Below are 18,178 nucleotides of genomic sequence, written 5' to 3'. Positions count from 1 at the left end.
TTGGCCCAGTGAACATCAGTTCGGTCCTAAATGTCTCTTGTCCATTCGGCATATGTGTCTTCGCCGAAACGCATGTCGCGCAATTTGCGAAATCCCGGCGGGATATGGTTGGCATCTATCGGCGATGCAATGCCGTCCTCGCCGATCGCATCCGGCCCCTGAAACAGCACGATGCGATCGACGAGTTGTTCGTCGAGGAACGCCTTGGCCACCTTGGCGCCGCCCTCGACCAGCACGCTCGCCATGCCCAGCGCCGCCAGATCCTCGAGCAGTTCCGGCAGCGCAATATCGCCTTCATACGTCTCAGTGCCGATGAAGCGCACTCCGGTGCGTTCGAGCGCGGCCCGCCGACGTGGATCGGCCTCGGCACACGCGGCGACATAGAGCGGGACCCGGTCAACGCCGGAAACCAGCTTCGAGGTCTCCGGCAGCCTGATCTGGCGGTCGAGCACGATGCGCGCCGGCGAACGGTTCTCAAGTCCCGGCAGCCGCACCGTCAGCGCCGGATCGTCCTCCAGCGCGGTGCCGATGCCGATCAATATGCCGTCCGCTTCGGCGCGCATCAGATAGACTTCGCGCCGCGCGATATCGCCGGTAATGGAGACCTGCCCCTCGCCTTTCACGCCGATCTTATTGTCGCTCGAAAGCGCAAGCTTCAGAATCACTTCCGGGCGTTTTTTCAGAGATCGAATCAAATAGCCGGCCATCTGCTCCGCGGCCTTGGCCGCCAGCACTTTTTCCATCACCTCGACGCCCGCGGCACGCAAGATGGCGTAGCCCTTGCCGGAAACACGCGGGTCCGGATCGCTGGCAGCGCCAACCACCCGCGCCACGCCGGCGCTGACCAGCGCATTGGCGCAAGGCGGCGTGCGGCCGTGATGGGCGCAAGGCTCCAGCGTTACATAGGCGGTGGCGCCTTGCGCCAGCTCACCGGCCTCGGCCAGCGCCTCGGTTTCGGCATGCGGCCGGCCGCCGACGGCCGTGACGCCGCTGCCGACGATCATTGGCCCGTCGCCGTCATCGCGTACGATGAGCGTGCCGACGGAAGGATTGGTCGACGTCCGGCCGGCATTTTTGCGCGACAGCCTGAGGGCTGCCGCCATATAGCGGCGATCGAGGACCTCTTGCTTCGCCGTGCTGCGCTCGGACCCTGCCATGCTCAGCCGGCGTCCTCTTCGCTCTTCAGCTCTCGGCCCCTGGGCTCGTCACTTTTGAGCTCGTCGCCTTTGAGCTCGCCCAACACGTCGTGGAAATCCTTGGCCTCGCGGAAATTGCGGTAGACGGAGGCAAAGCGCACATAGGCGACATCGTCGAGCGACTTAAGCGCCTCCATGACCAGCCGGCCGACTTCGCCGGAGGCGACCTCGGTCTCGCCCGAGCTTTCCAGCTGGCGCACTATGCCGGTCACCGCGCGGTCGATGCGCTCCGGGTCGACGTTACGCTTGCGTACCGCAATCTCGACCGAGCGCAGCAGCTTGTCGCGGTCGAACGGCACCTTGCGTCCCGACTTCTTCACCACGACGAGATCGCGCAATTGGACGCGCTCGAAAGTGGTGAAGCGGCCGCCGCAATCCGGGCAGACGCGCCGCCTGCGGATCGCCGCGCCGTCTTCGGCGGGGCGCGAATCCTTCACCTGCGTATCTTCGGACTGGCAGTAGGGACAGCGCATGGAGAGCCTTCGGTTCGCGATTCTCGTGGAGCGAAAGGCTTAGAGGTTTTTGCCACGATGGCAAAGTATGGCCGATGACCGATCGCGTCTCAGAGATAGCGAGGCACGAGGAAAATTGCGAGAGCGGCAATCAGTTGGACGGCAATCCGCCAATCAGGGAGCGACGTCGCCGGTCGGGAAGCCGCAGGACGTGCCGAGATAGCGATAGGCCTTGGTGAAGCCGTCCATCGATATGGTCGCGACCGGCTTGTCGGCGAAGCTGACATCGAGGGCGCTGGTACGGCGCATGGCACGCAGTATGGCGAGGGTTGTCTCGGGCTTGTTGTTCACTATCCACTGGCCGTCGGCGATAAGATGAAAACCAGCCTTGATCTTGTCGTTGACGTCGCGGAACACCGCCGGGATGTTGTCGCCCTTAGGCAAGTCACCGTTTCTCACGGCGATGATGAGGCTCGGATAGCCCTCGGGCGGCAGTACGTCGCCATTCGAGATGGCTAGCGTAAGGGTGCCGCTGGTGCCGTTTGCGTCGAAAAAGACCGTCGAGGCGGCGCAGGTCTTGCGCACATCCTCACCGGTGTTGACCTCGTCCACCGTGGTGGACCACCTGCCGAAGGTCTCTGTCTTGGGTGCTGCCGGGGTCGGCTCGGTCTGTGCCAAGGCGAGGCCGGACAGCTGCAAGATAGCCGATGCCAGCAAGGCACCAAAGCCGGCGAAACGGAAAGTTGGCATCATTGAGCTTCTCCGCAGGTGCCTTGCTGTCGCACCGGGATTGTCCCGCACATGGAGGTCACTAGCGTCGGTCAACCAAGATACGGATAAAGCGGAAAACGATCCGTCAATGCCGCCACCTTGGCCTTCACGGCTGTCTCGACGGCCGCATTGCCCTCATCGGAATTGGCGACCTTCAGTCCATCCAGCACTTCGGTGATCAGCTTGCCGATCTCACGGAACTCGGCCTGGCCGAAGCCGCGCGTGGTGCCGGCCGGCGTGCCGAGCCGAACGCCCGAGGTCACGAAGGGCTTTTCCGGATCGAAGGGGATGCCGTTCTTGTTGCAGGTGATGTTAGCGCGGCCAAGGGCAGCTTCGGCGCGCTTGCCGGTGGCGTTCTTGGGACGCAGATCGACCAGCATCAGATGGTTGTCGGTACCGCCGGAGACGATGTCGAGACCGGTTTCCTGCAGGCTGGAGGCCAGCGCCTTGGCATTGGCAACGACGCTCTCCGCGTAGATCTTGAAGCTCGGCTTCAGCGCTTCGCCCAGAGCCACCGCCTTGGCGGCGATGACATGCATCAGCGGTCCGCCCTGCAGGCCGGGGAAGACGGCCGAGTTCATCTTCTTGGCAATGTCCTCGTCATTGCAAAGGATCATGCCGCCGCGCGGGCCGCGCAGCGATTTGTGCGTCGTGGTGGTGACCACGTGGGCGTGCGGCAGCGGAGACGGATGCATGCCGCCGGCGACCAGGCCGGCGATGTGGGCCATGTCGACCATCAGATAGGCACCGATCGAGTCGGCGATCTCGCGAAAACGCTCCCAGTCCCAGACGCGTGAATAGGCGGTGCCGCCGGCCAGGATCAATTTCGGCTTGGTCTCATGGGCGGTCTTCTCGATCGCATCCATGTCGAGCAGATGATCTTCCCTGCGCACGCCATAGGAGACAACCTTGAACCATTTGCCGCTCATATTGACAGGCGAGCCATGCGTCAGGTGGCCGCCGGAATTGAGGTCGAGGCCCATGAAGGTGTCGCCGGGCTGCAGCAACGCCAGGAACACCGCCTGGTTCATCTGGCTGCCGGAATTCGGCTGGACGTTGGCGAAGTTGCAGCCGAACAGCTTTTTCGCGCGTTCGATGGCCAGTTCCTCGGCGACATCGACGAATTGGCAGCCGCCATAGTAGCGCTTGCCCGGATAGCCCTCGGCATATTTGTTGGTCATGATCGACCCTTGCGCCTCGAGCACGGCGCGCGAGACGATGTTTTCCGAGGCAATCAGCTCGATCTCATGGCGCTGGCGGCCGAGTTCGTTGCGGATGGCGCCGAAAATCTCGGGGTCGGCATCGGCAAGCGTGGTTTCGAAGAAGGATTCGAATTTGTTCGACACTGCCGCTGCTGTTGCCATGGGCTGAAATCCTCAAGGTTCGGGGTCTGTCGCGCCATTAACACAGTTGCTTTCGGCCCGCCACGTTTGCTGCGCGAAATTTGCTGGCCGGATTGCGCCAGAGAGACTGGCGGCCTCTATTTCCTTGCCTGCCGACCCTTCAGCAGGGCCTCGGTGAGCGTGATCTCGGTGAACAGCGCCGCGTGGTTTGCATATGGTCCGTGGCGAACCGATTTTCGGAATCATGCGCAAAGCTCAGAGCGCGACGGCGACAATAAAAAAGGCCGCCCTTCCGGCGGCCTTTTGCAAATGAACTCAGCTGTTTAGAGCGCGGATGTGATCTGCAGCTCGTTGGCCCCGTCGAGGCCGTAAATGTCGTCGCGGAACTGCACCACGCCCGGCCCCGTCGACCAGGCCGAGATGTAGAGAAAATAGACCGCCACCGGATTGGTGACCTGCACCGGGACGTTCTCGCCACTCTTGATCGCTGCCTCGAAGTGCTGACGGTTCCAACCCGGCGTATCGCGAAGAATCCAGGTGACGAGATCGCGCACATTCTGGACGCGCACGCAGCCCGATGAATCGAAGCGCATCATCTTGCCGAACAGGCTCTGCTGCGGCGTGTCGTGCATGTAGACGCCGTCCGGGCTGGGGAAATTGATCTTGACCGAGGCCATCGCGTTGCCAGCACCCGGATCCTGGCGGAAGCGGTACTTCTCGGCGTCGTCGGTCGACCAGTCAACGGTCAGCGGATCAACCTCGCTGCCATCCGGCGCGAACAGACGGATGTGGCTGTCCTTGAGATAGTTGGGGTCCTTCCGCATCAGCGGAATGATGTCCTTGCGCACGATCGAGACCGGCGCGTTCCAGTAGGGATTGACGATGATCTCGTTGATCTTGGAATTGACGATCGGCGTCTGCCGGTCGATCTTGCCGACGATTGCGGTATGGCGCAGCACGACGCGATCGTTCTCAACGGCTTCGATCTGGGCGCCTGGAATGTCGACCAGCACGTAACGGTTGCCCAGCGTGCCCGCGCGCTCGCGCAGCCGCTGCAGATTGGTCTGCAACTGGCCGAGCCGAATTGGCGCCGAAACATTCATCGCGGCATAAGAATATTGGCCCAGCGTCCCGTCGGCAGGCAGGCCATGGCGCGCCTGGAAGCGCTTGACCGCGGAGTCGACATAGGAATCGAAAGCTGTCGAAATGCCGGCGCTCTGCGCCAGATCGCCGGCAATCATCAGACGCTTGCGCAGCGGGACCACGTCGGGATCATCGACGCCGAGCTGCAATTTCTTGGTGTCGGGAACCGGCTCCCAACCGCCCTGAGCGACGATGTTCTGGTATTGCGCGACCGCCTGCTCGGTAAACGAAACGGTCTGCAGGCTGAAGATCGGCAGCGTAGAGGCCACTTTGCCGCCCTGGCTGGGGCGGGCGTCGAACTGGTCGTCCCAATTGCCGCGGGCCGAGGATTTCAGGATATCCCCGATCACATCCTGCGCACTGGCGCGGCCGGCGACCATAGCGGCTGCGAGCGCGGAGGCCCCTGAAAGGAAGAAACGGCGGCTGGTTCTCATGGACGTTCCAGACATTCTTGCTACAATTCAACTCACCGGGCGGTCTCGCCCCAACTCTAGAGTTGGCTTCTTAACAATTAGCCAACCATGGCCCGCATCACTTCGGTGTAAAAACACATGGGAAGTGACTTGGGCACAGGACAAATGCACGGCTTTGGCCCCAGCATCACCCGCATCTTCGGTTCCACTGGAATATGGCGGCAACGTGGCTGTTGCTCGAATTTGGATCGGCCGGCCTGACGAAACGGAAAGACCGGTGCTTTTCGGCACCGGCCTGTGCACGACCGCCGTCGGCGATGTAGACGATTAGGAGCGGCTTGCGGGCGAGGCTGAGGAGCACGTCGGCGAGCGACAAAGACTTGGCCTCGTCCCGCCTATCGTTGCTGTAGCTAACGGGGCGCCCAGCGGGATCGCCGGATTGTCCAGTTTAAACTGGTGCTCGATAGGAGGCACGCCCTGCTCGTTCCTGATAGCGCCCTGTTACTTCCCATTACAGGAAGCATGACGCGATACTGAACGGGTGACAAGAAAATCCGCTTGCTAATGTTGACACTGACCACTGTGGGCAAGAAGGGTGGTATCAACAAAAAAGATGGGCAGGAGGGGCAATTGACAGACAAATCACCTGAAGAGCTGGCAAAACTCTCTGCAATGGAGCGGATATACGCCTCATACCGCATCTTTCTTTCGAGCGCACTGGCGGCGGTCCTGCTAAGCGTTGCTGTCGGAGCAATCGCTGGGTTTTTCTATCAAAGAACGGCAAGTCACAATGTGTCGGTGCCTGTCGCTGACTTCGTCGCCATGAGTATGGCCATCCAGACGGCGGATAGGAACATTCAAACGCTTTCTAAGATTTTGGAAAAATACCCCGACGTTGATGCGAACGGCCCCTTGGCTGAGATGCGGCAATCAACCGACGCCGCGCTCAAAGCCCTCACAAACATACCCGGCGGCATGTTGAATGATGTCCGTGGTCCCAGCTTTGTGAATTCGGCCAACGCGGCGCCGGTAGCCTCCGACTTTACGAATCCAGAGGTCTATCGGCCAGCGGTAATGGTTTTTATGGTTGCCACGATTACGCTGTTCCTGCTCTTATTCGTTGGCCTCTATCTCTTTACCGGAGACCCCGAGAAGATCAAGTTTTCGGCCAGTATGATCCAGACCATTATCGGCTTCTATGTCGGAGTGATCACGGGAATCCTTGGACTCCCGCCAACTGGCTGACGGACTAGATGCCACATATGGAAAGGCTCCTGTGTAGGAGCCCAAAGCAATTGTCCCGACGCTGTCGGGGGTGAAGTTGGGCTTGGGAGGCTTACGATGCTTGGAACCGATTGGTTGCAGCGCTCTATCTATATGCTGGCGTTACGCCTTGCTCACTGGCGACCCGTTTCCGGTTCAATTTATACGTCCCTTCCCGAAGCGCTCAACAACGACGCGTTCATCGTCCGACTCATCAACAAGGCCGACGGCAAGAAATTCTTGGTGCACAAGCTAATCCCACAGGGCGCCGAAGACCTGTATTTTAACGTAGGCCATGCTGAAGGTTACCCAAGCGTTGTTCCGACGGTCCAGCTCCAGCATTTTCATTTCGAAGTCACCCACTACTACCACGGCCACCAGTTGGTCACGACATGGCCGAGCCGCTTCATATTGAACTGCATAGTCAATCATTCGGCGTTTTTCGCATGGCGGGAAAAGGTTGCTCAGAAACGATTCAACCGGCTCACACTCGCCCGCAAAGACCGCGTCGAAGTTTTGCAATTGTTCCAAACCGAAACCATCAAGCAGCATGGCTTCCATATCAGCGAAATCGCGCTGCTGGAGATACTGTATACCCGGCGTTCGTTTCGCCACCCCGACGAGCAAAGTACGCGGGCTTATTACAAGCTCATATTGGAATCGTTGGCCGATTCAGGCGACCTAAAGGCGCAGCAGCACAACCAATACAAGCTCCAGCCCAAAGGGCTCTCAACGCTTGCGACCTACGAACTTGAAGAGCGCCGTCATCGGGACAATATCACCCAGCAGCGCAGGATGATTACCGTGACGGCGATCGTTATCGCGGTGGGCATCGTGCAGGCAGCGGCCTCGTATTTCGGCGCCAGGTGATCAATCCCATACTTCACGGGTCCAAAGATGACGCCGCCGCTTGCACAGTCGGCATTGGTGATGCTGGCGAAACGGCGGTAGTTGCCATACCGTAAAGTAGTTTTATGGACGCTGCTCTAACGGTATGCCTTTTTCCAAATGAAGCTCGTCAGCCGAAGCGTCGGCGAAAACCGTTATTAAGCCATGTGCCTTCACTAATTCGGTAAAGGTAATATCGACATGCCGGTACTTCATGCCATCAAGGCCCTGCGGATATCGAAAACGGTCTCCTTTGGGATCGAACTGGTGGATATGCTCGACTAATTCGCGGACTTTCCAAGTCCACTCACTGTCGTTGAAATAGTCCATTGCCCTGATTTGCTGGCAAAGATGTTCGAACAGCTTCGGCAAATTGTGGCCGTCAAGAAGGGGTGGGATTTTCGTGTACGGAGGAAACTCGGCGATAGCGGCCTTCAGGGAGAGCTCCATCGACTGCCGCCCCAGCATGTACAAGGGCGGGAGCAAGTGTTCGTGCCCCTCCACTTTGCCATAAATGGCCTCCACCAAGGCGACGAAGCCGTTCTCGTAGCTGTAGCTGAAGTAATTCCAGGTCTCGGTTGAATCAGATGGGTTACGGCGCCTGGCGAGGAACGTCTTGGCTGAATACGGCAATTCATCCGACAGGAAGTCTACGATGTCGTCATAAACGCCCATCTCATGCCTCCAGCATCTCGTTGAGCATTCCGACCGATATCCGGCAGAAGTCGGTGATGTTCTTATGGGCGCCCACCAGGCCTTCCAACTCCACACGCGTGTATTCGAATTCGTTGCCCTTCAGATCGGTCGGATATCGGAAGCGGTCGTTCTTCGGATCAATGCCCTGGACGTGCCTGATGATTTCGCGACATCCAGATTCCCAGCCCTGCCCGTTGTCATTCGGAAAGTCCGTGGCTTCCCACTGCTCAACGAAGGTGTCGAAGAGTTCGAGCAGATTGTGCCCCGCAGTCTGGGCCGGAATCTGCGTATATTCCGCAAACTCAACGATGGCCGCTTTTAGCGCCAACTCCATGCTGTGGCGCCCGAGATAGAACAGCGGGATTGCGTATCGGCGCAAATCCTGCTTATCGCTAAGGGCGAGCTTCGATATGGCTTCGAAGGTCTCAGCATAGCAGTACGCGTAGTAATCCCAGTCGATTTGAAATGGCGGCGATTCCCTGTGCGCAAACTTCCTATATTCCTCCGGCACTTCAAACCAGGTGCGTGTCAGGATTTCTTCGAAATTGAGCATAGTGGCCTTCCTATGAACCAAGATCATATCTTTCGAAAGGTAGTCCGCAGGTTACCGCGTCAGTAAAGCCCCATGGCGAGACTGCAGAACGCATGATTTAGCTGTCGGGTGAGACAAAGACCAATATCTCGTCTCGCCCGAGCAGTTTACCTTCCGCCCAACAGCGAGAGCAGGGCAAAGATCGCCAGCGTAGCATGGTTTCAGTAAGCGGAAGCAAGAGAAAAGGACCGGCGCCCCTTGGCACCGGTCCTCGACTGGCTTGCTCCGACCGCGCTTCTGCGGCGCGGTTCCCCGTCATGTGGCGAATATGCCTTACATCCGGTAAGCGATCGTATCGTTCCAGAACCGATCCAGCCGCTGCAGGGCGCGATTCATCTGCTTGAACTCTTCGGTGTTGATGCCGCCGACCTGCTCGATCGAGCCGACATGGCGCTCGTATAAGCCGGCGACGACTTCCGCCACCTCATTGCCCTTCGGCGTCAGCGAAACCCGCACCGAACGGCGGTCGATGCGCGAGCGCTGGTGGTTGATGAAGCCGAGATCGACCAGCTTCTTCAGATTGTAGGAGACATTCGAGCCGAGATAATAGCCGCGCGAGCGCAGCTCGCCGGCCGTCAACTCCGAATTTCCGATGTTGAACAGGAGCAGTGCCTGGATGGCGTTGATGTCGGAGCGGCCGTTGCGGTCGAATTCGTCCTTGATCACGTCAAGCAGACGGCGGTGCAGCCGCTCGACCAGCTGCAGCGATTCCATGTACAGCGAACGGATCGCCTCGCGGCGGTCATCGGATACGTTGGCGGTCTTCGCCGCCGGACGCGAATTGATCATTGTCTTTGCCTCTCGTTTGTCGCCCGGTGATTTTTTGTTCTTCACCTTGATCGCGACACTATCGAATACTCATAAAATTCGACTTAAACGCCAAGGCTAACAAGAGCTTACCGGTAAGGGGTTTCGAAAGAGGCTTAACGGACGGTCACCCGAGCAAGGATAATTAACCTAAAGATTTAGCCACCGATCCTTGACCGGAATTGCTATCGCCGGGCCTGCCGCTTCTGGATCCAGATCACCACGCGGAATACGATGTAGAGCAGCGCCACCGCAAGATGCGAGGCGACGATCAGCAGCCGGTGGCCGAACAGCTCGGGGAAGCCGGCATACATGACCGTCTCGGTCACCGCGCAGATGAACCAGATCACCGGCCCCCAGGACGCCAGCATCCACAGGCCGGCGGCGGCGAATGGAAAAAACACCGCCAGCACCACCGCCGCCACCTGCCAGTGCACCGGCATCAGGTCGAAGCGCCACAACGGGCCGGGGTAAAAGCCGATCAGCCGGATCCAGTACAAGATGCCGAACAGCAGGCAGTAGCCGGCGATGACGCGCTGGAACCAGGCGAAGATGACCTCGACCGTCGAGGGCTGCAGCACCACGCGTCTCGAGGCGACGTCGCTCACAGCTTCAGTTCCCGTTCGCCGAGCGGTGCGAAATAGGCTTCGACGTCCACGGCGCTGACGTTATCGATGCCTGCCGGCCGCCATTGCGGCGTCGAGCCCTTGTCGATGATGGCAGCGCGGATGCCTTCATAGAAGTCGTGCCCGGCAAGCATGCGGTTGAGGATACGGAACTCCATTTTCATGCACTCGTCCATCGACAACGTCTGCCCGACGCTGATCTGGCGCCAGGCGACATGCAGGCTGGTCGGCGACCGGGTGCGGATGGTGGCCAGCGTCTTTGCCGCGAACTCGTCGGCAGTGGCTGCCCGCTCCAGGCTGGCGACGATATCGGCCAGCGACGGCTGCGCGAAATGCCTGGCGATGGCTTCGAGCGTCGGCATGTCGGTCTCGCGTTTGGCCGGGACGAAGCAGCCGCGCAGCACCGATTCCGGGTCGCCGCTTGCCGCCAGCCGGTCGAGAAAGCCAGCTTGATCCTCCGCTCTGATCGTATGCGTGGCCAGGCCCGACCACAAAGCATCGCCATGGCGGATGCGGTTGCCGGTCAGCGCCAGATACATGCCGAAGCTGCCGCCGAGATCCGGCAACAGATGGCTGGCGCCGACATCCGGGAAAAAGCCAATGCCGACCTCGGGCATGGCGAACTGGGCGTTCTCGGTCAGCACCCGCTGCGAGCCATGGAAGGAGATGCCGACGCCGCCGCCCATGACGATGCCGTCGATCAGCGCGACATAGGGTTTTTTGAAACGGGCGATACGGGCGTTCAGCCGGTATTCGTCGGCGAAGAAATCGACCGGAGGCTTTCCTGCCCGGCCGGCCTCATAGATATGAAGGATGTCGCCGCCTGCCGAAAACGCCCTGCCCTCGGCCTTGACGACAACGACATCAATGCCGTCGTCACGCTCCCAGCTGCGCAGCGCCTTGTCCAGCGCCTTGACCATGCGGTGGGTTACGGCATTGAGCGCCTGCGGCCGCGTCAGCGTGACGACGCCGGCCCTGCCCAATCTTTCGAAGCGAATCTCGTCGCCTCCGCCAAAATCCATCGCCAGAGAACCCTCCCCGCGCCCCGCCGGGAGTGAAGTGCTAAAGCGTGGCGCATGGCCGCGTCAATGGCGGGCACGCCAGCGCAGCCTCTGGCCCGGACCGGACGCCGGTGCTAACAATCGATGGCTAGAGGCAGCAATGACGAAAAAGTCATGGCAGGCGCGTTGCAACGCGCACCGACGGGACGTCGTCTATGATTCGATTTTCGCGCCCTGCGCTGATGGCAATCGGGTTGATCGGCACCTGCCTGGCTGGCCATCCAGCCTTGGCGACAAGCCTCGCCGAACTCTACCAGTCGCAAACCATCGTCAATGGTCAGGGAGAAGAACATCGTCAGGCCGGCTTCAAGGTCTGCCTCGACAAAGTGCTGGTGCGGGTATCCGGCGACCAGCGCCTGCCGGCGAAACCTCAGATGACAGCACTGCGCGACAAGGCCGGCAGCTTCGTCAGCAGCTTCCGCTACCGCGATCGCATGGAAGGTATTCCAAACCATGATGATCAAGGCACGTACGACCGGCCGCACGATCTCACTTGCCAGTACACGCCACCGGTGATCGATAAAGTGCTTGCTGAGCTCGGCAGCAAGCCGTGGCTCGGCGAGCGGCCAATCATCTCGGTACTGCTGGCTGTGCAAGATGCACGCCAGCATTTTGTCTTGGCGAGCGACGGAGACGAAAGCCCCTATATGGCAGAGTCCTTTCAATCGGCAGCCGGACCGTTGGCGATGAAGATCGTCATTCCAAGCAAGGCCGCTCTGGTAAAAACCGGGGCGATTTTCGAACAGGTGCGTGCGCTCTCACCCGAATTGCTTGCGAGAACTGTCGGCAACCAAGAGCTCTTGGCCGGCAGCCTAGTCTGGAGCGACAAGGAGTTGGGCTGGATCGCCGATTGGCGGCTTGCCATGGCCGGCAAGACCTACAAGTGGCAAGTGCGCGGCGTCAACTTCGACGAGGCATTCCGCGTCGCCATGCGGGGTGCTGCGCAGATCCTGTCAGGCAATGGCCAACCAGAATAGCGCCCGACAGGACCGCTGGCACAATCGTGTCGCATTGGTCAGCAGCGGAGGCTCGTGGTAAAAGTCGCCCGATCCGGAGTTTTGGCGATGAACAAATTCACCCCTGCAAAGCCTGCCGGCGCGCGCAGCGTCGACGAGATCACCGGCAGCCGGCGGCTGCGGCGCATGCGCAAGGCCGATTGGTCGCGCCGCCTTGTCCAGGAGAACCGGCTCTCGGTCGACGATCTGATCTGGCCGATCTTTGTCGTCGACGGCAGACAAGTGCGCGAACCGATCGCCGCCATGCCCGGCGTCTTCCGCCTGTCGCTCGACCTCGCCGTCAAGGAGGCTGAGCGCGCGGCTAAGCTTGGCATTCCGGCGATCGCCACTTTCCCCAATGTCGAGCTCGGCCTGCGCGATCAGACCGGTTCGCACATCCTCGATCCGGAAAACATCATCAACCGCGCCACCCGCGCCATCAAGCGCGCGGTGCCGGAGATCGGCATCATCACCGACGCGGCGCTGGACCCGTTCACCTCGCATGGCCATGACGGCATCTTGCGCGACGGCATTATCGTCAATGATGAAACGGTGGAGCAGGTGACGGCAGCAGCCGTCATCCAGGCGGCGGCAGGGGCCGACATCATCGCCCCCTCGGACATGATGGACGGCCGGATCGGTGCCATCCGCGATGCGCTGGACGCCAATGGGTTTCAGGATGTAGCGATCATGTCCTATGCGACCAAGTTCGCATCCGCCTTTTACGGCCCCTACCGCGAGGCGGTCGGCACCGCCGGCCTGCTCAAGGGCGACAAGAAGACCTATTACATCGATCACGCCAATTCCGACGAAGCGGTGCGCGAGGCCGAGCAGGATCTCGCCGAGGGCGCCGACATGCTGATGGTCAAGCCCGGCCTGCCCTATCTCGACATCATCCGCCGGCTGAAGGACGAGTTGCAGATGCCGACCTTCGCCTATCAAGTGTCGGGCGAATATTCGATGATCAAGGCCGCCGCCGCCAATGGCTGGATCGACGGGGAAAAGGCGATGCTTGAATCGCTGCTGGCCTTCAAGCGCGCCGGCTGCGACGGCATCCTGACCTATTTCGCGCCGGAAGTGGCTGAGATGCTGAAGGGGTGATGCGCCTCCGTAGCGCCCACATCGAGTAACGTTCCTTCGTCCAAAGCGCGACATGGCCACCGCAGGCAATCGCTTCAGGTTTGCGCTGCCCCTCATTGCCCTGCCGGGCATTTCTCCCCGTATAGTGACGGGGAGAAAGACGCGTTCGCAAAAGATTTCGCCAATCTCCAGCGTTGCAAAAACATCGCCGAGGTTGCGGCCAGCCCCTTCGCCCCGTCACTATACGGGAGAAGGTGCCGGCAGGCGGATGAGGGGCGGCGCCAACATTGAGATTGGTCATTCCAACATGATTTGGAAGCGATTGGCCCCGGCGATTCAAAAAACCGCTTGCAAAATGCAATCAGTTAAGCTACCCGATAACTGCTTGCATCTCACAATTGGTTATCAAGGAGGCTCTCATGTCCAAACTTCGCGTCAGCGCTTTCACCTTGTCGATCGACGGCTTCGGCGCCGGTCCCGACCAAGACCTGAAGAACCCGCTGGGTGTTGGCGGGGAAGCCCTGCACGAATGGATGTTCGGCACCCGCACCTTCCGCAAGATGGTTCTCGGCAAGGATGGCGGGACCACGGACACTGACGAGGCGTTCGCCGCGCGCAGCTTCGAGAATGTCGGCGCCTGGATCCTCGGCCGCAACATGTTCGGGCCGATCCGCGGCGAGTGGCCTGACGAGAGCTGGAAAGGCTGGTGGGGAGACAATCCGCCATACCACGTGCCGGTCTTCGTGCTGACGCACCATCAGCGGGATCCCATTGTCATGGAGGGCGGCACGACCTTCTATTTCGTGACCGACGGCATCCACTCAGCGCTGGAGAAGGCGAAAGCAGCGGCTGACGGCAAGGATGTACGGCTGGGCGGTGGCGTTTCTACGATCCGGCAGTATCTCAAGGAAAAGCTCATCGACGAGATGCATCTGGCGATCTCACCTGTCCTGCTCGGCGCAGGCGAGAGCCTTTTTGCCGGCATCGACATGCCCAAGCTCGGCTACCGCTGCAGCGAGCAGGTCGCGACGCCGAAGGCCACGCATGTCATCATCGAGCGCGCCTAGCTTGTTGCAGGGCGCTGCCCACGGAGGCAGCGCCCCTCCTCGCTGCTTTAGTCAGTATTTCTCCGGCACATACAGTTCGCGCGGCAGCACCTGACGTTCGTATTCGGGATTGAAGACGCGCTCCGGTAGTGTGATCTCCTCGTGCGGCACCTCCTCATAGGGCATTTGCTTGAGGAGATGGTCGATGCAATTCAGCCGCGCCCGCTTCTTGTCGTTGCCCTCGACGATGAACCAGGGAGCTTCCGGGATGTTGGTGCGGGCGAAGGTTTCTTCCTTGGCCTTGGTGTACCGCTCCCAGCGCACGCGCGACTGGAGGTCCATCGGCGACAATTTCCATTGCTTCATCGGGTCGTGGATGCGCATCAAAAAGCGCATCTGCTGCTCCTCATCGGTGATCGAAAACCAGTATTTGACAAGCGTAATGCCTGAGCGGAGGAGCATGCGTTCGAAATCCGGCACGTCGCGAAAGAACTCCTCGACCTGATCCGGCTGGGCAAAGCCCATCACCCGCTCGACGCCGGAGCGGTTGTACCAGGAGCGGTCGAACAGCACGATCTCACCGCCGGCCGGCAGATGCGGAACGTAGCGCTGGAAATACCATTGCGACTTCTCGCGCTCGGTCGGCGCCGGTAGTGCTACGACGCGGCAGATGCGCGGATTGAGCCGCTGGGTGATGCGCTTTATGACGCCACCCTTGCCCGCCGAGTCGCGGCCCTCGAATACCACGACGAGCTTCTTCTTGTGATAGGCGACCCAGGACTGCAGCTTGATCAATTCGGATTGCAGCGTGATTAGATCCCGAAATATTGCAGGCGGTCGATCGATGGCGGATGCGCATTCTTATAGATCTTGGCGATCTCCATCGACAGCGCCGGCTCAGAGATTTCCAGCTCATAATCTTCGTCGAGCGTGTCGGCGAGTTCCGCTTCCAGCCAGTCCCTGGCCGGGGAATTCTGTTTTATCTCGGTCATTTGCGCTGCTCCGCTTACAGGCCGTGTCGGCCGCTGTCAGGCGCTCTGCCGCCCGGCCCGGCGGCCGGAAATCGAAGCGCTGAACCGATGTTAGTATAGGCCAGCAATGACGGTTTTATTGCAGCCGCTGTTGCGCTGGCTGCGCGTCCAATCCGTAAGATGTGATCGATGTTGCCCTGCAACACGGGCGACAAGCGGAACGAATTATCCTACAAATGCCCGGTTCATTCAGGGCTGTCGTTTGAAACGCCCTTTCCCGATAAAATCATGAGGATACGACATGGAATACCGCACTCTCGGCCGTTCCGGGCTGAAGGTTTCGACGCTGACCATGGGCACCATGACGTTCGGCGGCGGCGGCGCGTTTTCGGCGGTCGGCAAGACCGACCTCGACGAGGCGCGCCGGATGATCGACCTTTGCATCGATGCCGGCATCAACGTCATCGACACCGCCAACGTTTATTCGAACGGGGTGTCAGAGGAGATCATCGGCGAGGCGCTCGGCGGCAAGCGCAAGGGCGACGTGTTGATCGCCTCCAAGGCGCGCATGCGGATCGGCAAAGGCCCCAATGATGAAGGCCTGTCGCGCTATCATCTGATCCGCGAATGCGAGAGGAGCCTGAAGCGCCTCAGGACCGATGTCATCGACATCTATTTCCTGCACGAGTGGGATGGCCTGACACCGCTCGAGGAAACCATCGCCGCGCTCGACACGCTGGTCGCGCAGGGCAAGGTCCGCTATGTCGGCTGTTCCAATTATTCCGGCTGGCAGGTGATGAAGGGGCTCGGTATCAGTGACCGTCATCACCAGCCGCGCTTCGTCACCCAGCAGATCCACTACACTCTGGAAGCCCGCGAGGCCGAGTATGAATTGTTGCCGATCTCGGTCGACCAGGGGCTCGGCGTGCTGGTCTGGAGCCCGCTCGCCGGCGGATTGCTGTCCGGCAAATATCACCGTGACCAGCCGACCGCCCGCCAGCTCAGCGGCTGGTCGGAACCGCCGATCCGCGACGAGGACCGGCTGTGGCGGATCGTCGACGTGCTGATCGATATCGGCAAGAACCACGGCGTGTCGGCAGCGCAGGTGGCGCTTGCCTGGTTGCTTGGCCGGCCCGCCGTCAGTTCGCTGGTGATCGGCGGACGAACCGAAGCGCATTTCAAGGACAATATCGCTGCTGCAAGCCTGGTGCTCGGCGATGAGGAGCGCACACGCCTCGACGTGGTCAGCAGGCCGCCCGTGCTCTATCCCTACTGGCACCAGCAATTCACGGCAAAGGACCGGTTCGGGCCCGCCGATCTCGTCCTCGACCGGGACGGCGCCTGAAAAAACGCCCTGAAGCGGGGCTCCCCGGACTGCGACGAGATATGGAGCCGATCGTGCCTTGCGGTGTTGTGTTTGTGGCCCAATGCTCCTAGGCAAAGGCCAAGCACAATGAAAGGAAACGATATGCCACGAGCACCGAACTACGGTCAGGAACGCAAGGAACGCGACCGGCAGAAGGCTGCCAAGAAGGCGGAAAAGCAGGCTGCCAAGGTCGCGGCCAAGGAGCGCTCGAAGCCCGAGGGCGAAAGCGAGTCCCAAACCAACACCGAAACGGCCGAGTGATGATAGCAGGCCTGTCAGGCGGCCCGGGTCTCGATCAAGTCCCCGCTATGCCTCCGGCCGGCGCCTTGTCGCTGACGAAGACGTTCACTTCGCGGGCGGCGGCAATGAAGGCCCGTCTTGCGTTCATGGCCGGCTTGTCGCCGGCCAGCGCATCATGACAGGCTTGCAGCGCTTCGCGGTGCTTGGGGCTGCGCTTGCCGGGCCAATTGTTGAGGAGGTAGTCGGAAGCCTCGCGGGCCGTACGCAAGAGCTGATTGCTTCCCGCCGCGCCCTTGACGGTCACGGGTGTGTCAAATCGGTTGTTTTCCATCGCCGCTCTTACGCCATCGGCATTTGCGAAGCGAGACCGAAAGTAGCTTTCTTCGCTCATCTGCCTTTTTCGTGATCAATGGCCGCCGATCCTCACTCAAGCGACGACGGCAAATCCCCTGGCGCGCAGGCCGCGCCGGTCGTTGCGCAACGACGTGACCAGCCGGTCGCGGCTACCGTCGATATGAGATGAAAGCACGCAGGCGGCCCCGTCGGCATCGCCGGCCCGCACCGCCGACAGAATGTCATGGTGTTCGGCCCAGGCACGGCCAAGCGCTGCCTCGTCGCGAACCTCGAGCCAGCGGGCGCGCGACAGGCGCGTCATCGCATCACGAACCGCTCTGAACAGGAACTCGTTGCCTGACAGGCGCGCCAGCTCGATATGAAAATCCATGCCGACACGATGCCATTCCTCGCGCGGCGTCTGGTCGTCGCAGGAATCGAGCATCGCCTCGATGATTTCGACGGCACCCCTGTCCTGCAAGGCACAAGTCAGCCTGACTGCCGCGACCTCGACCGCCTCGCGATAGACGGCGATCTGCTCCAGCTCGGCAAGATTGATGGGCGAGACCGTCCAGCCGCGGCCGTCGCGGCAGATCAGGCCTTCGGTCTCGAGCCGCAGTAACGCCGCCCTGACCGGCGTGCGCGAGGCGCCGAAGCGGCTTTCGACCCAGCGCTCCGTCAGCCGCTCGCCGGGACCGATCTCGAGCCCGAGGATCATCTCGCGAAGCTGCTTTTCGACGTTCTGCATCTGCGACATTGGCGTTCCGTTGTTGGAGCCGGTTCATTGGCCCTCTGCTCACCGGCCATTACTGGCGATCACTTTGCAGGGACCGCATTGACAGCGACCAGCCTTGCGTCCATGACGGATACCAGTTTGGTATCCCAAAATGGTATCC

Annotated in this window: 19 protein-coding genes and 1 pseudogene; 7 read left to right on the top strand and 13 right to left on the bottom strand. The window is 60.6% G+C overall.

Annotation, left to right across the window (positions count from 1 at the left end):
- Window positions 1–26: 26 nt before the first annotated feature.
- From ribD to NKJ09_RS22155, 5 genes are all read right to left on the bottom strand, one after another.
- Window positions 27–1,157 carry a bifunctional diaminohydroxyphosphoribosylaminopyrimidine deaminase/5-amino-6-(5-phosphoribosylamino)uracil reductase RibD gene (ribD, locus tag NKJ09_RS22175; RefSeq protein WP_023717276.1) on the bottom strand — a complete coding sequence of 377 codons (1,131 nt, stop codon included), beginning with the start codon at window positions 1,155–1,157 and terminating at the stop codon, window positions 27–29.
- Window positions 1,158–1,159: 2 nt separating this feature from the next.
- Window positions 1,160–1,669, bottom strand: coding sequence for a transcriptional regulator NrdR (gene nrdR, locus NKJ09_RS22170; RefSeq protein ID WP_023717275.1), 510 nt, complete (start codon window positions 1,667–1,669; stop codon window positions 1,160–1,162).
- A 153-nt stretch (window positions 1,670–1,822) separates the two neighbouring features.
- The gene (locus NKJ09_RS22165) at window positions 1,823–2,401 is read right to left on the bottom strand and encodes an invasion associated locus B family protein (RefSeq protein ID WP_352481232.1); all 579 of its coding nucleotides are present in this window, start codon (window positions 2,399–2,401) and stop codon (window positions 1,823–1,825) included.
- Between the two features lie 68 nt (window positions 2,402–2,469).
- Window positions 2,470–3,783 (bottom strand): serine hydroxymethyltransferase, encoded by a 1,314-nt coding sequence (gene glyA, locus NKJ09_RS22160; RefSeq protein ID WP_352495309.1) that lies wholly within the window; start codon window positions 3,781–3,783, stop codon window positions 2,470–2,472.
- A gap of 302 nt (window positions 3,784–4,085) precedes the next feature.
- Entirely contained in the window at window positions 4,086–5,339 is a 1,254-nt protein-coding gene (locus tag NKJ09_RS22155; RefSeq protein WP_023717271.1) for a L,D-transpeptidase family protein, read from the bottom strand.
- A gap of 543 nt (window positions 5,340–5,882) precedes the next feature.
- Here NKJ09_RS22155 and NKJ09_RS22150 point away from each other — a divergent pair.
- Window positions 5,883–6,563, top strand: a complete 681-nt coding sequence (locus NKJ09_RS22150; protein ID WP_352495308.1) for a hypothetical protein — start codon at window positions 5,883–5,885, stop codon at window positions 6,561–6,563.
- A 96-nt stretch (window positions 6,564–6,659) separates the two neighbouring features.
- Window positions 6,660–7,451, top strand: coding sequence for a hypothetical protein (locus NKJ09_RS22145; protein ID WP_352495307.1), 792 nt, complete (start codon window positions 6,660–6,662; stop codon window positions 7,449–7,451).
- A gap of 102 nt (window positions 7,452–7,553) precedes the next feature.
- Here NKJ09_RS22145 and NKJ09_RS22140 read toward each other — a convergent pair whose 3' ends face one another.
- From NKJ09_RS22140 to NKJ09_RS22120, 5 genes are all read right to left on the bottom strand, one after another.
- Window positions 7,554–8,144 (bottom strand): hypothetical protein, encoded by a 591-nt coding sequence (locus NKJ09_RS22140; RefSeq protein WP_352495306.1) that lies wholly within the window; start codon window positions 8,142–8,144, stop codon window positions 7,554–7,556.
- A 1-nt stretch (window position 8,145) separates the two neighbouring features.
- Window positions 8,146–8,718 carry a HEPN domain-containing protein gene (locus tag NKJ09_RS22135; protein ID WP_352495305.1) on the bottom strand — a complete coding sequence of 191 codons (573 nt, stop codon included), beginning with the start codon at window positions 8,716–8,718 and terminating at the stop codon, window positions 8,146–8,148.
- 312 nt (window positions 8,719–9,030) lie between these two features.
- A complete protein-coding gene (gene ldtR / locus NKJ09_RS22130; protein WP_023674486.1) occupies window positions 9,031–9,546 on the bottom strand; it encodes a transcriptional regulator LdtR in 516 nt (171 codons plus the stop codon).
- 203 nt (window positions 9,547–9,749) lie between these two features.
- Window positions 9,750–10,172, bottom strand: a complete 423-nt coding sequence (locus NKJ09_RS22125; RefSeq protein WP_352495304.1) for a DUF6163 family protein — start codon at window positions 10,170–10,172, stop codon at window positions 9,750–9,752.
- The gene (locus NKJ09_RS22120) at window positions 10,169–11,212 is read right to left on the bottom strand and encodes an enoyl-CoA hydratase/isomerase family protein (RefSeq protein ID WP_352495303.1); all 1,044 of its coding nucleotides are present in this window, start codon (window positions 11,210–11,212) and stop codon (window positions 10,169–10,171) included. Before NKJ09_RS22120 ends, NKJ09_RS22125 begins: the two co-directional genes overlap by 4 nt.
- 194 nt (window positions 11,213–11,406) lie before the next feature.
- Between NKJ09_RS22120 and NKJ09_RS22115 the strand changes: the two genes are divergently transcribed.
- From NKJ09_RS22115 to NKJ09_RS22105, 3 genes are all read left to right on the top strand, one after another.
- The gene (locus tag NKJ09_RS22115) at window positions 11,407–12,228 is read left to right on the top strand and encodes a DUF2066 domain-containing protein (RefSeq protein WP_352495302.1); all 822 of its coding nucleotides are present in this window, start codon (window positions 11,407–11,409) and stop codon (window positions 12,226–12,228) included.
- A gap of 87 nt (window positions 12,229–12,315) precedes the next feature.
- A complete protein-coding gene (hemB, locus tag NKJ09_RS22110) occupies window positions 12,316–13,347 on the top strand; it encodes a porphobilinogen synthase (RefSeq protein ID WP_023717267.1) in 1,032 nt (343 codons plus the stop codon).
- Window positions 13,348–13,745: 398 nt separating this feature from the next.
- Entirely contained in the window at window positions 13,746–14,393 is a 648-nt protein-coding gene (locus NKJ09_RS22105) for a dihydrofolate reductase family protein (RefSeq protein WP_023717266.1), read from the top strand.
- A gap of 51 nt (window positions 14,394–14,444) precedes the next feature.
- Here the strand turns inward: NKJ09_RS22105 and ppk2 are convergent.
- A pseudogene (ppk2, locus tag NKJ09_RS22100) lies at window positions 14,445–15,364 on the bottom strand (polyphosphate kinase 2).
- Between the two features lie 280 nt (window positions 15,365–15,644).
- Here ppk2 and NKJ09_RS22095 point away from each other — a divergent pair.
- Together NKJ09_RS22095 and NKJ09_RS22090 are read left to right on the top strand one after the other, a co-directional pair.
- On the top strand, window positions 15,645–16,688 hold the full coding sequence (locus NKJ09_RS22095) for an aldo/keto reductase (protein WP_023717264.1): 1,044 nt from the start codon (window positions 15,645–15,647) through the stop codon (window positions 16,686–16,688).
- A gap of 123 nt (window positions 16,689–16,811) precedes the next feature.
- A complete protein-coding gene (locus NKJ09_RS22090; protein ID WP_023717263.1) occupies window positions 16,812–16,970 on the top strand; it encodes a hypothetical protein in 159 nt (52 codons plus the stop codon).
- Between the two features lie 34 nt (window positions 16,971–17,004).
- Here NKJ09_RS22090 and NKJ09_RS22085 read toward each other — a convergent pair whose 3' ends face one another.
- Together NKJ09_RS22085 and NKJ09_RS22080 are read right to left on the bottom strand one after the other, a co-directional pair.
- Complete coding sequence (locus tag NKJ09_RS22085; protein WP_352495301.1) at window positions 17,005–17,280, bottom strand: DUF982 domain-containing protein; 276 nt, start codon at window positions 17,278–17,280, stop codon at window positions 17,005–17,007.
- 96 nt (window positions 17,281–17,376) lie between these two features.
- Entirely contained in the window at window positions 17,377–18,039 is a 663-nt protein-coding gene (locus tag NKJ09_RS22080; RefSeq protein ID WP_352495300.1) for a GntR family transcriptional regulator, read from the bottom strand.
- Window positions 18,040–18,178 lie beyond the last annotated feature (139 nt).

Origin of the sequence: Mesorhizobium sp. M0189 (assembly GCF_040322135.1) — a bacterium.
In the GTDB taxonomy this organism is placed as follows: domain Bacteria; phylum Pseudomonadota; class Alphaproteobacteria; order Rhizobiales; family Rhizobiaceae; genus Mesorhizobium.
Note: the sequence above shows the minus strand (reverse complement) of the source record. Positions and strands in the feature narration are given on the sequence as shown.

What these genes read in the sequence shown, in the direction of transcription:
- ribD (WP_023717276.1), bottom strand. Translation starts at nt 1,157, where the DNA reads ATGGCAGGGTCCGAGCGCAGCACGGCGAAGCAAGAGGTCCTCGATCGC.
- nrdR (WP_023717275.1), bottom strand. Translation starts at nt 1,669, where the DNA reads ATGCGCTGTCCCTACTGCCAGTCCGAAGATACGCAGGTGAAGGATTCG.
- NKJ09_RS22165 (WP_352481232.1), bottom strand. Translation starts at nt 2,401, where the DNA reads ATGATGCCAACTTTCCGTTTCGCCGGCTTTGGTGCCTTGCTGGCATCG.
- glyA (WP_352495309.1), bottom strand. Translation starts at nt 3,783, where the DNA reads ATGGCAACAGCAGCGGCAGTGTCGAACAAATTCGAATCCTTCTTCGAA.
- NKJ09_RS22155 (WP_023717271.1), bottom strand. Translation starts at nt 5,339, where the DNA reads ATGAGAACCAGCCGCCGTTTCTTCCTTTCAGGGGCCTCCGCGCTCGCA.
- NKJ09_RS22150 (WP_352495308.1), top strand. Translation starts at nt 5,883, where the DNA reads ATGTTGACACTGACCACTGTGGGCAAGAAGGGTGGTATCAACAAAAAA.
- NKJ09_RS22145 (WP_352495307.1), top strand. Translation starts at nt 6,660, where the DNA reads ATGCTTGGAACCGATTGGTTGCAGCGCTCTATCTATATGCTGGCGTTA.
- NKJ09_RS22140 (WP_352495306.1), bottom strand. Translation starts at nt 8,144, where the DNA reads ATGGGCGTTTATGACGACATCGTAGACTTCCTGTCGGATGAATTGCCG.
- NKJ09_RS22135 (WP_352495305.1), bottom strand. Translation starts at nt 8,718, where the DNA reads ATGCTCAATTTCGAAGAAATCCTGACACGCACCTGGTTTGAAGTGCCG.
- ldtR (WP_023674486.1), bottom strand. Translation starts at nt 9,546, where the DNA reads ATGATCAATTCGCGTCCGGCGGCGAAGACCGCCAACGTATCCGATGAC.
- NKJ09_RS22120 (WP_352495303.1), bottom strand. Translation starts at nt 11,212, where the DNA reads ATGGATTTTGGCGGAGGCGACGAGATTCGCTTCGAAAGATTGGGCAGG.
- NKJ09_RS22115 (WP_352495302.1), top strand. Translation starts at nt 11,407, where the DNA reads ATGATTCGATTTTCGCGCCCTGCGCTGATGGCAATCGGGTTGATCGGC.
- hemB (WP_023717267.1), top strand. Translation starts at nt 12,316, where the DNA reads ATGAACAAATTCACCCCTGCAAAGCCTGCCGGCGCGCGCAGCGTCGAC.
- NKJ09_RS22105 (WP_023717266.1), top strand. Translation starts at nt 13,746, where the DNA reads ATGTCCAAACTTCGCGTCAGCGCTTTCACCTTGTCGATCGACGGCTTC.
- NKJ09_RS22095 (WP_023717264.1), top strand. Translation starts at nt 15,645, where the DNA reads ATGGAATACCGCACTCTCGGCCGTTCCGGGCTGAAGGTTTCGACGCTG.
- NKJ09_RS22090 (WP_023717263.1), top strand. Translation starts at nt 16,812, where the DNA reads ATGCCACGAGCACCGAACTACGGTCAGGAACGCAAGGAACGCGACCGG.
- NKJ09_RS22085 (WP_352495301.1), bottom strand. Translation starts at nt 17,280, where the DNA reads ATGGAAAACAACCGATTTGACACACCCGTGACCGTCAAGGGCGCGGCG.
- NKJ09_RS22080 (WP_352495300.1), bottom strand. Translation starts at nt 18,039, where the DNA reads ATGTCGCAGATGCAGAACGTCGAAAAGCAGCTTCGCGAGATGATCCTC.